The sequence below is a fragment of the Burkholderia sp. AU28863 genome (assembly GCF_002223195.1).
In the GTDB taxonomy this organism is placed as follows: Bacteria; Pseudomonadota; Gammaproteobacteria; order Burkholderiales; family Burkholderiaceae; genus Burkholderia; species Burkholderia sola.
This window is the reverse complement of sequence record NZ_NKFE01000004.1, coordinates 72,800-85,858: the sequence shown is the minus strand read 5'-3', so window position 1 is coordinate 85,858 and position 13,059 is coordinate 72,800. Positions and strand designations below refer to the sequence as shown.

The following is a 13,059-nucleotide window of genomic DNA, read 5'->3' as shown; positions in this document are numbered from 1 at the left end:
GGGTCGGGGCGGCCCGAGGGCACGCGGCTGGCGATGGATGGCGGGTGCGGGCGGCGCACCACGCGAGGGTGAGAGTTTAACGTGTCTTGCTTTCAGGACCGATTTCGATGGCGGATCGCAGGCGGACCGTCGGGAAAAGGAAGGGATCGGCGGCCGGTCCGAGGCCCGGCGGCGGCGCGTGGTTGATGACGATGCGGGCACCGGCGCCGCTACCGGCGGTGTGCTGGTGCGGCGAGTTCGAGCCGTCGTACGCGGACAGCGACATCAACGCCGCAACGCCAGCGGCCGTGATGATCGTTCGGAAGAAGCGACGCCCGCCGCGCCCGCCGTGGTGGCGGGCAGGGGCGGGCGCTACCTGAAGCAGCGTGAACCCGGGAAATCAGGCGTCCGGATACCATGCGTCGGCGAATTCGCTGACCTGGACGTCCTTCAGTTCCGGACGGGCGGCCAGCCATCCGCGCACGAGTTCGCGATCGGCGTCGATCGTCGTGCCGCGCGGCGCGCCGGAGATCACGTACGCACCGATGCCTTCGTCCGCGGACGCGACGGTCAGCAGCCCGTTCGCTTCGACGAAGTCGATGAATGCATCGATCAACTGGCCGCGCTCGAGGTCGGTCATGTCGTTGCGGTAATGCGCGGTGGCGTTGAACGAGAGTTCCTGGAATTCGCCGATGTGGAGTTTCTTGCGCTGACGGCGGTTGTGGCCTTGGCTCATGGTGTGTGCTGAGTGAATGAGAGGTGAGAAAGGATAGCGCGGCGGATGGCGCGGGCGCCCTGTCGACATGCTGCATGGGTGACGCTGGCGGCGAAAGCGGGCGTATCGCGGGACCGTTTTCGAAACTGTTCTTAAACAATTGCGCGATGCGCTGTTCGCCGTGCGGCCTGGTCAAGCGGCCTATTGCACGCCTGACCGAATGATACAGGGATGGCGAGCGTGTTCGGCTTGGCTAAGGTCTGCGGTCATTCGAACAACCACGAGGGCCGTGTGTCGGACAATCGCTATTCGTACGAGGGGCGTCAGGATCTCACGCCGGGGGATCTGTTTTTCTGGGGTGCCGTGAATCAGGTTTGCAAACGGTTTGGCTTTCACGACCTTGGTGCTGCGGCTGCCGTTCTATTGGGGCAGAACGATGTGCCGGTTCCCGGCAAGCCGCGCGGCGCAGTGGCCGGCACCTCCGTTGCGTCGCTTGCGGCGCGCAAAGCGCTGCCGTTCAACGTCGGAATTCGGATGCCGACCATCACGAAAGCCGGTGCCGGTGGTATGCGGATCGCGACGACTCGTAACCTCGGTGCATTCGTCGGGCGTGCAGTGCCCGTTGTCGGCACTGTCATGCTCGCCACGGATGCGGCAGTCGTCATGTGGAATACGGTGCAGGTCTACAACAGCACTGCAAAACCGGAAGACAGAGTGCTCCGATATGGCTGACACGGCATGGGATCGGCTCGAGGCATTTGCTCGGGAGGAGTTAGGGCGTCCGCTTTTTGGTGGTCCGTTGAAGCTGTCACGTTCAAGCCGGATGGAAGAGGATCTCCGCATCACGGGAATCGACGCGATCGAATTTATCGACAAGTGGGGCGAGACCTTCGGGATCGATGTAGAGCATTTCCCGTATCAGCGATACATCGGCCCGGAAACGCTCGATATGGTCAGAACGTTCCTTGGGCTGTTTTCGTCGAAATATCGTGACCCCGAACTTGTGCCCCTGACACTCGGCATGCTGGAAGACGCGATGCGTCTCGGCCGATGGGATAGCGAAGCGATCGAGCGCTTCGCACGGGAAGGGGGCCGCGCGGAATAGCCGTTCCCCATTGGATGCAGGTTGCGCGAAATATCTCCCATGCCGGGCAGAAATCGCGCAACCGCCAAAGAACGCACGGTCACATCAGCACGATGTCGTACTGCTCCTGGCTCAAATTCGACTCGACCTGCAGCGACACCGGTTTGCCGATGAAGTCGATCAGCATCGCCAGATGCTGCGATTCTTCGTCGAGGAACAGGTCGATCACCTGCTGCGCGGCGATCACGCGAAACTCGCGTGGATTGAACTGGCGCGACTCGCGCAGGATCTCGCGCAGGATGTCGTAGCACACGGTGCGCGACGTCTTCACCTGGCCCTTGCCCTGGCAGGTCGGGCACGGTTCGCACAGCACGTGCGCGAGCGATTCGCGCGTGCGCTTGCGCGTCATCTCGACGAGTCCGAGCTGCGAGAAGCTGTTGACCGTCACGCGCGTGCGGTCGCGCGACAGCGCCTTCTTCAGCTCGGACAGCACCGCGTCGCGATGCTCGGCGTTCTCCATGTCGATGAAGTCGATGATGATGATCCCGCCGAGGTTGCGCAGCCGTAGCTGCCGCGCGATCGTGTGCGCGGCCTCGAGGTTGGTCTTGAAGATCGTGTCGTCGAAGTTGCGCGCGCCGACATAGCCGCCCGTGTTCACATCGATCGTCGTCATCGCCTCGGTCTGGTCGATCATCAGGTAACCGCCCGACTTCAGGTCGACGCGGCGCGACAGCGCGCGCTGGATCTCCGTCTCGATGTTGTACAGGTCGAACAGCGGCCGCTCGCCCGTGTAGTGATGCAGCTTCGGGCTCACGGCCGGCGTGAACTCGCCCGCGAATTCCGACAGGCGCTGGTAGGTCTCGCGCGAATCGACCTGGATGCGCGTCGTGTCGTCGTTCGCGAAATCGCGCAGCACGCGCTGCGCGAGATCGAGATCCTGGTACAGCAGGCTCGTCGCCGGCAGCCGCTGCGCTTGCGCGACGATCGTCGCCCAGGTCTTGCGCAGGTACGCGACGTCACCGGCCAGTTCGTCGGACGTCGCATCCTCGGCGATCGTCCGCACGATGTAGCCGCCTTTCTCGTCCGGCGGGATCACGGCGGTCAGGCGCGCGCGCACGGCCTCGCGTTCGGCCTCGCTCTCGATCTTCTGCGAGATGCCGATATGCGGCTCCTGCGGCAGGTAGACGAGCGTGCGGCCCGCGATGCTGACCTGCGTCGACAGCCGCGCGCCTTTCGTGCCGATCGGATCCTTGATCACCTGCACCATCAGCGTCTGGCCTTCGAACACGATCTTCTCGATCGGCTGGTGCGGCGCGCCCGACTGCGGCTCGCCCGCGAGGCGCGGATGCCAGATGTCGGCGACGTGCAGGAACGCCGCGCGCTCGAGGCCGATGTCGATGAATGCCGACTGCATGCCGGGCAGCACGCGCACGACCTTGCCGAGATAGATGTTGCCGACCCGTCCGCGCGACAGCGTCCGCTCGACGTGAAGCTCCTGCACCGCACCTTGCTGGACGAGTGCGACGCGCGTTTCCTGCGGCGTGAGGTTGATCAGGATTTCTTCGTTCATGGTGCGGTTCAGAAGGCGACGCGTGCGGTACGCAGCAGCGCGGCAGTCTCAAAAAGGGGCAGACCCATGATACCTGAATGGGATCCGTCGATTCGCTCGATGAATTCGGCCGCGCGGCCCTGGATCGCGTACGCGCCGGCCTTGCCGAACGGCTCGCCGGTGTCGACGTAGCGCGCGAACGCGTCGCTCGGTGCGTTTGAAAAGCGCACCGACGAGCGCGACAGCGCGGGCGGCAGCAGTTCGCCATCGGCGCCGATCACGGCGACGGCCGTCAGCACCTCGTGTTCGCGGCCCGCGAGGCGGGTGAGCATCGCGAGCGCATCGTCGGCGTCGGCCGGCTTGCCGAGGATCGCGCCGTCGATGGTCACCGTGGTGTCCGCAACGAGCACCGGCGCGGCCGGCTTGCCGCTCGCGACGAGGCGCGCACGCGCGGCCTCGGCCTTCGCGACGGTCACGCGCCGCACGTACGCGTCGGCGGCTTCGCCGGGCAGTTCGGCTTCGAGCGCCTCGGCGTCCTCGTCGGGGCGCGGCAGCAGCAGCTCGAAGCGTACGCCGATCTGCTGCAGCAGCTCCTGGCGGCGCGGGCTTTGCGAAGCGAGGTAAAGGATCGGGAAAAGCGCGGGGGACGTGCTGGACGGCATGGTGTCGTTATCTCGTTGAGCGCGCGCGGCGCGCGTCTCGAGGACGACACGTCATGCGCGGTGGTAGGGGTGATTCTGCGTGATGCTCCACGCCCGGTAAAGCTGTTCGGCGAGCAGCACGCGCACCATGCCGTGCGGCAGCGTCATGCTGGAGATGCGCAGCAGCACGTCGGCGCGCGCTTTCAGTTCCGGATCGAGCCCGTCGGCGCCGCCGATCACGAACGCGACGTCGCGGCCGTCCTGCTGCCAGCCGGGCAGCGCCTGCGCGAGCTGCATCGTGGTCCAGTCGCGGCCGCGCTCGTCGAGCGCGACGAGGCGCGCGCCCTTCGGCAGCGCGGCCTCGATCTTCTGCCGCTCGGCCGCCATCACGCTTTCGGCGCTGCGGCCGCCCGAACGCAATTCAGGCTTGATTTCGCGCAACTCGATGCGCAGTTCGGGCGGCATCCGCTTCGTGTATTCGTCGAAGCCGGATGCGATCCAGCCCGGCATCTTGTGGCCGACCGCGAGGATGAAAAGCTTCATCGGGGCATGCGTGACGGCTTAACGGCGGCGGGCGGCCGTCTTGCGCGCCGGGCGTGCGGGCGCTTCTTCCTCTTCCTCGTCGTCTTCGCTCGCCGTCGCGAAACCGTTGCCCTTGCCGCCGCCGAGCTTCATCCGCACGGGCTTGTCGCCCCAGATTTCCTCGAGGTTGTAGTACTGGCGCAGCGCCGGTTGCAGGATGTGCACGACCGCGTCGCCGCAGTCGACCAGCACCCATTCGCCGGTGTCCTCGCCTTCGGAGCTGACGACGTCGCCGCCGGCTTCCTTGACCTTGTCGCGCACGTTCGACGCGAGCGCCTTGGTCTGGCGGTTGGAGGTGCCCGAGGCGACGACCACGCGGTCGAACAATTCGGTCAGGTGGCTGGTGTTGAACACCTTGATGTCTTGCGCCTTGACGTCTTCGAGGGCGTCGACGATCACGCGCTGCAGTTTGCGAATATCCATGGATTCAGGAATGGTAGAGGCGATGTTGAAGAATATAGGCCCATACGGCGGCCGGCACATGTTCTGCCGACGCGTCGGGCATTTGCGCATGGCGTGCGATGCATTCGCGCAGATGCGCGCGGATGTCGGTCGCGGCGATGTCGAACGAAAGGGTCGTATCGATCAGCAGGCGGCCCGCCGGCGTGGCCTTCAGCACGTCGGCGCCGGCCTCCCGCGCGGCGATTTCCCGTGCGACGTCCGGCGGCGCCGCGCCGAGCTCGAAGCCCGGGCGCGTCGACACGCCGATGTGCGCGTAGTCGAACAGCGTGCGCCAGTCGCGCCACGTATCGAGGCGCACGAGCTGGTCGGCGCCGATCAGCAGCGACAGCGACGCATCCGGGCCGATCCGCTCGCGCCAGCGCGCGAGCGTCTCGACCGTGTAGGTCGGGCCGCTGTGCTCGATCTCGTCGGTGGCGACGGTCACGGTCACGCCCGGCACGGACAGCGTGCCGGCGGCCGCGCGCGTCATCGCGAGCCGGTGCTCGGCGGCCGACACGTCGCGCTTCTGGTACGGCTGCCCGGCCGGCAGCAGCACGAGTTCGGTCAGGTCGAGCAGCGCGGCGAACCGGCGCGCGAGCGCGAGGTGGCCGTCGTGGATCGGGTCGAAGGTACCGCCCAGCAAGCCGATACGACGCGGCAGCGGGGCGGGGCGGGCGGTGGTGTCCAGAAACGCGTCCTTTCGTTGGGGCAGCGGCATGCCCGGGCTCAGACCCAGTCGCGCGGCACGAGGAAGTCGCTATACAGGCGCGCTTCCGGCGAACCCGGCTCGGGTTGCCAGTTATAGCGCCAGTTCGCGACCGGCGGCATCGACATCAGGATCGACTCGGTCCGGCCGCCGCTTTGCAGGCCGAACAGCGTGCCGCGGTCGAACACGAGGTTGAATTCGACGTAACGGCCGCGGCGGTAGGCCTGGAAGTCGCGCTCGCGCTCGCCGTACGGCAACCCGGCGCGGCGCTCGACGATCGGCAGGTAAGCGCGCAGGAACGCGTCCCCGACGCTTTGCATCATGTCAAACGCGCGTTCGAAACCGGGCTCCGAGAAATCGTCGAAGAAGATCCCGCCGATACCGCGCGTTTCGTTGCGGTGCTTCAGGAAGAAATATTCGTCGCACCATTGCTTGAAGCGCGGGTAGAGCTCGGCGCCGAACGGGTCCAGCGCATCCTTGCAGGTCTGGTGGAAATGCCGCGCGTCGTCCTCGAAGCCGTAAACCGGTGTCAGATCCATGCCGCCGCCGAACCAGAACACGGGGTCTTCACCCGGTTTCGTCGCGATCAGCATCCGCACGTTCATGTGCACGGTCGGGCAGTACGGATTGCGCGGGTGCAGCACGAGCGACACGCCGAGCGCCTCGAAGCCGCGGCCCGCGAGCTGCGGGCGCGCCGCGCTCGCCGACGGCGGCAGCGCGTCGCCCGCGACGTCGGAAAAGCCGATTCCCGCGCGTTCGAACACGCGGCCGCCTTCGAGAATCCGCGTGCAGCCGCCGCCGCGCAGGCGTTCGGCCGGCCCGCGCTGCCACGTGTCGGTCGCGAGCGGCGTGCCGTCGAGTGCGCCGAGCGCGTCGGCGATGCGTGTCTGCAGGCCCTGGAGGTACGTGCGCACGCGCGTCACGTCGTAGGTCGAATCGGTCATGTCTGGACTGGCTGCCCCCACTCTGGGCGGGGGCCGTAAAAAAAGCGTCTGCCGGGCATTCTATCGAACCCCGGCAGACGGGCCGCCGCCGCGAGCGCGCGGGACGGCGAGGGCGACGTCACGCGCTCTTGCGATTGAGCGCGCGAAAGCCGATGTCGCGGCGGTACTGCATGCCTTCGAAATTGATCTGGTTGATCGTGTCGTACGCATGCTGCTGCGCTTCGCGCACCGAATCGGCGAGGCCGACCACGCACAGTACGCGTCCGCCCGACGTCACGAGCTTGTCGCCGTCGGCGAGCGTCGTGCCCGCATGGAACGTCACGGCCTGTTCGGTCTCGGCCGGGATCCCGTTGATGCGGTCACCCTTGCGCGGCGCGTCCGGGTAGCCGTGCGCGGCGAGCACGACGCCCAGCGCGGTGCGGCGATCCCAGTCGAGCTCGACGGTGTCGAGCGTGCCCGCGATCGCCTGCTCGACGACCTTCGAGAAATCGCTCTTCAGGCGCGCCATGATCGGCTGCGTTTCCGGGTCGCCCATCCGGCAGTTGAATTCGAGCGTGCGCGGATTGCCGTCCTTGTCGATCATCAGGCCCGCGTACAGGAAGCCGGTGAAGCGGATGCCGTCCTTCTCCATCCCGCGCACGGTCGGCATGATGATTTCGCGCATCACGCGGGCGTGCATCTGCGGCGTGACGATCGGCGCGGGCGAATACGCGCCCATGCCGCCGGTGTTCGGGCCGCGATCTTCGTCGAGCAGGCGCTTGTGGTCCTGGCTGGAAGCCAGCGCCAGTGCATGCTTGCCGTCGACCATCACGATGAAGCTGGCTTCCTCGCCGTCGAGGAATTCCTCGATCACGACGCGCGCGCCGGCATCGCCGAGCTTGTTGCCCGACAGCATCATGTCGACGGCCGCATGGGCCTCTTCGAGCGTCATCGCGACGACGACGCCCTTGCCGGCCGCGAGGCCGTCGGCCTTCACGACGATCGGCGCACCCTTCGCGTCGATGTACGCGTGCGCGGCGGCCGCATCGGCGAAGGTTTCGTAGTCGGCCGTCGGAATGTTGTGGCGCTTCATGAACGCCTTCGCGAAATCCTTCGAGCTTTCGAGCTGCGCGGCTTCGCGGGTCGGGCCGAACACCTTCAGGCCGCGTGCGCGGAACAGGTTGACGATGCCGGCCGCGAGCGGGGCTTCCGGCCCGACGAGCGTGAACGCGACGCCTTCGCGTTCCGCGAAATCGGCGAGTTCGTCGAGCGCCGTGATGTCGACGTTCTTCAGACGCTCGTCCTGCGCCGTGCCGCCATTGCCGGGCGCGACGTAGACCATCTGGACGCGCGGCGACTGCGCGAGCTTCCACGCCAGCGCATGTTCGCGGCCGCCGGAACCGACGACGAGTAGTTTCATGGGATTCCCCGCAGACTAGAAAACAGGGCGGCCGGCACGCTCAGGCGCGCCGGCCGCGAAATCGGTCGGGCCGCCACCGCGACAGCTACGCGGCGGCCGGCATCTCATTCCTCGACGATGACGGCGTTCGTATACACGTCCTGCACGTCGTCGAGGTTCTCGAGCGCGTCCAGCAGCTTCTGCATCTTCGCCGCGTCGTCGCCGGTGAATTCGACTTCGTTCTGCGGCTTCATCGTCACTTCGGCGAGTTCGGCCTTGAAGCCCGCGGCTTCGAGCGCGTCCTTCACCGCCGAGAATGCCTGCCAGTCGCACAGCACTTCGATCGAGCCGTCGTCGTTCGTGTTCACGTCGTTCGCGCCGGCTTCGAGCGCGGCTTCCATCAGCGCGTCTTCCGACGTGCCGGGCGCGAACAGGAACTGGCCGACGTGATCGAACATGAACGCGACCGAGCCGTCGGTGCCCATGTTGCCGCCGAACTTCGAGAACGCGTGGCGCACTTCCGCGACCGTGCGGGTGCGGTTGTCGGTCAGCGTGTCGACGATGATCGCCGCGCCGCTGATGCCGTAGCCCTCGTAACGGATCTCTTCGTAGTTCGCGCCGTCCGCACCGCCGACGCCGCGATCGATCGCGCGCTTGACGTTGTCCTTCGGCATGTTCGCGTCGGCTGCCTTGTCGACCGCGAGACGCAGGCGCGGGTTCGAGTTGACGTCGCCGCCGCCGAGGCGCGCCGCCACCTGGATTTCCTTGATCAGGCGGGTCCAGATCTTGCCGCGCTTCGCGTCGGCCGCAGCCTTCTTATGCTTGATGTTGGCCCATTTCGAATGACCAGCCATACCTTTCTCCGTGCCCGGGCGCGCAGCGCGGGCGATTGTTGCAATGTGTCGTTGAATCGGCGGCCGTGTCGGCGGGCATGAAGCCGCGGGGCCGCGCGTGTCGAGTGGATCGTGATTTTATCACGCGGCGACCGCCGGTTCGGGGCCGCCGCGCATGGCCGAATGGCCAGGGCGGCCGTCGCGGCGTGCCGGGCCGCTCGGTGCGGTCAGTTCTTGGTGCCGAACAGGCGGTCGCCGGCGTCGCCCAGGCCCGGCACGATGTACGCGTGCTCGTTCAGGTGCGAGTCGAGCGACGCGACGAACAGCTTCACGTCCGGGTGCGCGTCCTGGAACACCTGCACGCCCTCGGGCGCGGCGACCAGCGCGACGAACATGATGTTCGCGGCCGGCACGTTGCGGCGCTTGAGCACGTCGACCGCGTGCACGGCCGAATAGCCGGTCGCGACCATCGGGTCGCACAGGATGAAGATGCGGTCTTCCAGGTCCGGCAGGCGCACCAGGTATTCGACCGGGCGGTGGTCGTCGGCGCGGTACACGCCGATGTGGCCGACGCGCGCGGACGGCACCAGGTCGAGCAGGCCGTCCGACATCCCGATGCCCGCGCGCAGCACGGGCACGATCGCGAGCTTCTTGCCGGCGATCACCGGCGCGTCGACCGCGACCAGCGGGGTTTCGACCCGCTTGGTCGTGATCGGCAGGTTGCGGGTGATCTCGTAGCCCATCAGCAGCGTGATCTCGCGCAGCAGTTCGCGGAACGTGCGCGTGGACGTGTCCTTGTCGCGCATGTGCGTGAGCTTGTGCTGGATCAGCGGGTGATCGGTGATGAAGAGGTTCGGGAAACGGCTGTCCTGTTTCATGACGGGGCGCCTTGGCGGCAAAAGGGGATCGGGGGCGGCGGCGGGTACGGGCCGGCCGTCGCTCATGGCCGCAATTTTACCAAGGCGCGCCGCGCGATCCGGATATTATCGACGTCTCACGACAATCCGCGTGCCGCGCACGCCCGTTTGTCCGCCTCGCCGGCGGCCACGCCGGGCCGCGCCGGCACGCGCGCCACCAGGGAAGCGACGATGGATCTCGGTATCGAAGGAAAGACCGCGCTCGTGTGCGCGGCCAGCAAGGGTCTCGGGCGCGGCTGCGCGGAAGCGCTGGCCGCCGAGGGCGTGAACCTCGTGATCGTCGCGCGCACGCGCGACACGCTGGAGGAAACCGCGGAAGAGATCCGCGCCGGCGCGAACGTGTCGGTCACGGCGGTCGCGTGCGACATCACGACGCCGGACGGCCGCGCGGCCGCGCTCGCCGCGTGCCCGCGGCCGGACATTCTCGTGACGAATGCCGGCGGGCCGCCGCCTGGCGACTTCCGCGATTTCTCCCACGACGACTGGATCCGCGCGCTCGAGGCGAACATGCTGACGCCGATCGAGCTGATCCGCGCGACCGTCGACGGGATGATCGGCCGCGGCTTCGGCCGGATCGTCAACATCACGAGTTCGGCCGTGAAGGCGCCGATCGACGTGCTCGCGCTGTCGAACGGCGCGCGCTCGGGGCTGACCGGCTTCGTCGCGGGGCTGTCGCGCAAGGTCGCGGGGCAGGGCGTGACGATCAACAACCTGCTGCCGGGGCTGTTCGACACCGACCGGATCGCGACGACGCTCGCCGCGTCGGCGAAGGCGCAGGGCGTGACGGTCGACGAGATGCGTGCGCGGCGCACGAAGGACATCCCGGCCGGGCGACTCGGCACGCGCGCCGAATTCGGCGCGGCCTGCGCGTTCCTGTGCAGCGTGCACGCCGGCTACATCACCGGGCAGAACTGGCTGCTCGACGGCGGCGTGTATCCGGGTACGTTCTGACCCGCGCTTTTCGATTCACGACGACAACAACCGAACGACGAAGGAGACGGAGATGAGCAAACCCCGCATCGCACTGATTGCGCACGATGCGAAGAAGGACGAGATCGTCGCGCTCGCGGGCCAGTATCGCGAGACGCTCGCGCAATGCCGGCTGGTGGCGACCGGCACGACGGGCGGCCGGATCGCCGCCGCGCACGGGCTCGAGGTCGAGCGCAAGCTGTCCGGGCCGCTCGGCGGTGACCTGCAGATCGGCGCGGAATTGGCCGACGGCCGCGTCGACATCGTCGTGTTCCTGCGCGACCCGATGACCGCGCAGCCGCACGACCCCGACATCACCGCACTGGTGCGCGCGTGCGACGTGCACGACGTGCCGGTCGCGACCAACGTCGCGACCGCGCGGATGCTGCTCGACGATCTGGCGCGGAACATGCAGGATGTTTGCTAGGCAGCTGTTGAAGAGCGCCGCGCTTTAGCGGTCGGGGGCTTCGTTCAAGAAGTTGCCGTATGCGATCGGCCGCGGAGTGTCGGACGGATCGTGCCGAATGCTTCGCTGTCGAGCGCGCTTGCGCATTCGGCGAAGCCGTCGGTGGCCGACTACGGCGTAGACCCAGGCACGTCCCTCCGCGCGCGAGGGCCTCGATTACGGTGAATGGCTCGTTCCGCTGAACGATAGAAGGGATTCGATTCCTTGTAGCAGTTCGGGCAAGATGGACTGATCCAGCCCGCAATGCCCCGTGACGCATGCTCCATCGGGAAGGATTGGCTGAAAGCGCCAGTCTCCTACGATTGCCCCTCGATCGAGCATTCGTAACGTGAGTTCAAACCCCGGTGCGGCCGGCCTCAGTCAATGCGAACCGAGCGGAAATTCATACGACCCAAAGGCCCTGATAGGAACGTGACCAAGTGTGACGGCGGCCCATGCAATCCCTTTCCCGCGAAAACCCTACCAATGTGAAGGGATTGCAACGACGCGCTGCGTGAGCGCGCACGACGCGCGAGAATCCTCCGCTACGACCCGTGTTCACACGCATCGCCGCAGCGGCAATGTCGATGCACGCGCCGAACCGGATTTCCAGATTCCAGACAGAAGAGGAGCAAAACGATGCCGAAAGCAATCCGATACGACCAACCGGGCGGCCCGGACGTGATGAAGTGGGTCGATGTCGAGGTCGGCGCGCCGAAGGCGGGCGAAGTCCGTATCCGGCAACACGCGGTCGGGCTCAACTACATCGACGTGTATTTCCGCACGGGCCTGTATCCGCAGCCGCTGCCCGGCGGCCTCGGGATGGAGGCGGCGGGCGAGGTGACGGCCGTCGGCGACGGCGTGACCGCGTTCAAGGTCGGCGACCGCGTCGCGTACGTCGGGCAGCCGCCCGGCGCCTATGCGCAGGAGCGCGTGATGCCGGCCGAGCGCGTCGTGAAGCTGCCGGACGGGATCAGCTACGACGACGCGGCGTCGGTGATGCTGCAGGGGCTGACCGCGCACTACCTGCTGCGCCGCACGTACCCGGTGAAGGCCGGCGACACGATCCTGATCCACGCGGCGGCCGGCGGCGTCGGGCTGCTCGTGTGCCAGTGGGCGAAGGCGCTCGGCGCGACCGTGATCGGGACGGTCGGCTCCGACGAGAAGGCCGAGCTCGCGAAGGCGCACGGCTGCGATCATCCGATCGTCTACACGCGCGAGAACTTCACGCAGCGCGTGAAGGAGATCACGAACGGCGCGGGCGTGCCGGTCGTCTACGATTCGATCGGCAAGGACACCTACGTCGGTTCGCTCGACAGCCTCGCGCCGCTCGGCTACTTCGTCAGCTTCGGCAACGCGTCGGGCCCGCTGCCGCCGATCGACTCGAAGGAATTCTCGTCGCGCGGCTCGCTGTTCTTCACGCGCCCGACGCTGTTCTCGTACATCGCGAAGCGCGCCGATCTCGACGTCGCGGCCACCGAGCTGTTCGACGTGATCCTGTCGGGCAAGGTGAAGACGAGCATCAACCAGCGCTACCCGCTCGCGGAAGTCGGCCGCGCGCATGCCGACCTCGAGGCGCGCAAGACCACCGGCTCGACGATCCTGATTCCCTGACGCATCCCGTTCGTGCCGGCGCCACGCCGGCACGTCCCGTCGCGGACGGGCGCCGGCGTGCCGCCCGTCTTGTCTCCCGATCGCTCTCCCGACCCGCCCGAAGTCCCGCCGCACGTTCGGTCCGTCGTTCCCTGCCGCACGTGTTTACGCGTTTTTTACATCCGCCCCGATAGCTTTGACCCGCCCTTTACACGCGTTCCCATAAGGTTCTAGTCGTCCGATTTCGACGACGGAGAACAAAAAATGGATGGGGTTTTCATCG

At 67.1% G+C, this 13,059-nt stretch carries 16 protein-coding genes; 5 read left to right on the top strand and 11 right to left on the bottom strand.

What is annotated here, in order from left to right; translation table 11 throughout:
• Window positions 1-76: 76 nt before the first annotated feature.
• A complete protein-coding gene (locus CFB81_RS11875) occupies window positions 77-268 on the bottom strand; it encodes a hypothetical protein (RefSeq protein ID WP_143328586.1) in 192 nt (63 codons plus the stop codon).
• 111 nt (window positions 269-379) lie between these two features.
• A complete protein-coding gene (locus tag CFB81_RS11870) occupies window positions 380-715 on the bottom strand; it encodes a YggL family protein (RefSeq protein ID WP_089435409.1) in 336 nt (111 codons plus the stop codon).
• A 270-nt stretch (window positions 716-985) separates the two neighbouring features.
• Here CFB81_RS11870 and CFB81_RS11865 point away from each other — a divergent pair, with 270 nt between their 5' ends.
• Window positions 986-1,426: an STM2901 family protein gene (locus CFB81_RS11865; RefSeq protein ID WP_089435827.1), complete on the top strand. Its 441-nt coding sequence runs from the start codon at window positions 986-988 to the stop codon at window positions 1,424-1,426.
• On the top strand, window positions 1,419-1,799 hold the full coding sequence (locus CFB81_RS11860) for a DUF1493 family protein (protein ID WP_089435408.1): 381 nt from the start codon (window positions 1,419-1,421) through the stop codon (window positions 1,797-1,799). Before CFB81_RS11865 ends, CFB81_RS11860 begins: the two co-directional genes overlap by 8 nt.
• 79 nt (window positions 1,800-1,878) lie before the next feature.
• Here CFB81_RS11860 and rng read toward each other — a convergent pair whose 3' ends face one another.
• From rng to upp, 9 genes are all read right to left on the bottom strand, one after another.
• Entirely contained in the window at window positions 1,879-3,348 is a 1,470-nt protein-coding gene (rng, locus tag CFB81_RS11855) for a ribonuclease G (RefSeq protein WP_050016390.1), read from the bottom strand.
• An 8-nt stretch (window positions 3,349-3,356) separates the two neighbouring features.
• Window positions 3,357-3,989, bottom strand: a complete 633-nt coding sequence (locus CFB81_RS11850; RefSeq protein WP_089435407.1) for a nucleoside triphosphate pyrophosphatase — start codon at window positions 3,987-3,989, stop codon at window positions 3,357-3,359.
• Window positions 3,990-4,040: 51 nt separating this feature from the next.
• Window positions 4,041-4,511, bottom strand: a complete 471-nt coding sequence (rlmH, locus tag CFB81_RS11845) for a 23S rRNA (pseudouridine(1915)-N(3))-methyltransferase RlmH (protein ID WP_006484265.1) — start codon at window positions 4,509-4,511, stop codon at window positions 4,041-4,043.
• A gap of 18 nt (window positions 4,512-4,529) precedes the next feature.
• Entirely contained in the window at window positions 4,530-4,973 is a 444-nt protein-coding gene (gene rsfS, locus CFB81_RS11840; RefSeq protein WP_006484266.1) for a ribosome silencing factor, read from the bottom strand.
• A gap of 4 nt (window positions 4,974-4,977) precedes the next feature.
• Entirely contained in the window at window positions 4,978-5,709 is a 732-nt protein-coding gene (locus CFB81_RS11835; RefSeq protein WP_089435406.1) for a nicotinate-nucleotide adenylyltransferase, read from the bottom strand.
• Between the two features lie 8 nt (window positions 5,710-5,717).
• Window positions 5,718-6,641 (bottom strand): oxygen-dependent coproporphyrinogen oxidase, encoded by a 924-nt coding sequence (gene hemF / locus CFB81_RS11830; protein ID WP_069618128.1) that lies wholly within the window; start codon window positions 6,639-6,641, stop codon window positions 5,718-5,720.
• A gap of 118 nt (window positions 6,642-6,759) precedes the next feature.
• Window positions 6,760-8,040 carry a phosphoribosylamine--glycine ligase gene (gene purD / locus CFB81_RS11825; protein WP_069618129.1) on the bottom strand — a complete coding sequence of 427 codons (1,281 nt, stop codon included), beginning with the start codon at window positions 8,038-8,040 and terminating at the stop codon, window positions 6,760-6,762.
• A gap of 104 nt (window positions 8,041-8,144) precedes the next feature.
• The gene (locus CFB81_RS11820; RefSeq protein WP_006478227.1) at window positions 8,145-8,873 is read right to left on the bottom strand and encodes a YebC/PmpR family DNA-binding transcriptional regulator; all 729 of its coding nucleotides are present in this window, start codon (window positions 8,871-8,873) and stop codon (window positions 8,145-8,147) included.
• A 206-nt stretch (window positions 8,874-9,079) separates the two neighbouring features.
• A complete protein-coding gene (gene upp, locus CFB81_RS11815; protein ID WP_006481871.1) occupies window positions 9,080-9,730 on the bottom strand; it encodes a uracil phosphoribosyltransferase in 651 nt (216 codons plus the stop codon).
• A gap of 210 nt (window positions 9,731-9,940) precedes the next feature.
• Between upp and CFB81_RS11810 the strand changes: the two genes are divergently transcribed.
• From CFB81_RS11810 to CFB81_RS11800, 3 genes are all read left to right on the top strand, one after another.
• A complete protein-coding gene (locus CFB81_RS11810) occupies window positions 9,941-10,720 on the top strand; it encodes an SDR family oxidoreductase (protein ID WP_089435826.1) in 780 nt (259 codons plus the stop codon).
• 52 nt (window positions 10,721-10,772) lie between these two features.
• The gene (locus CFB81_RS11805; RefSeq protein WP_006478230.1) at window positions 10,773-11,165 is read left to right on the top strand and encodes a methylglyoxal synthase; all 393 of its coding nucleotides are present in this window, start codon (window positions 10,773-10,775) and stop codon (window positions 11,163-11,165) included.
• A gap of 657 nt (window positions 11,166-11,822) precedes the next feature.
• On the top strand, window positions 11,823-12,797 hold the full coding sequence (locus CFB81_RS11800) for a quinone oxidoreductase (protein ID WP_089435405.1): 975 nt from the start codon (window positions 11,823-11,825) through the stop codon (window positions 12,795-12,797).
• Window positions 12,798-13,059: the final 262 nt, after the last annotated feature.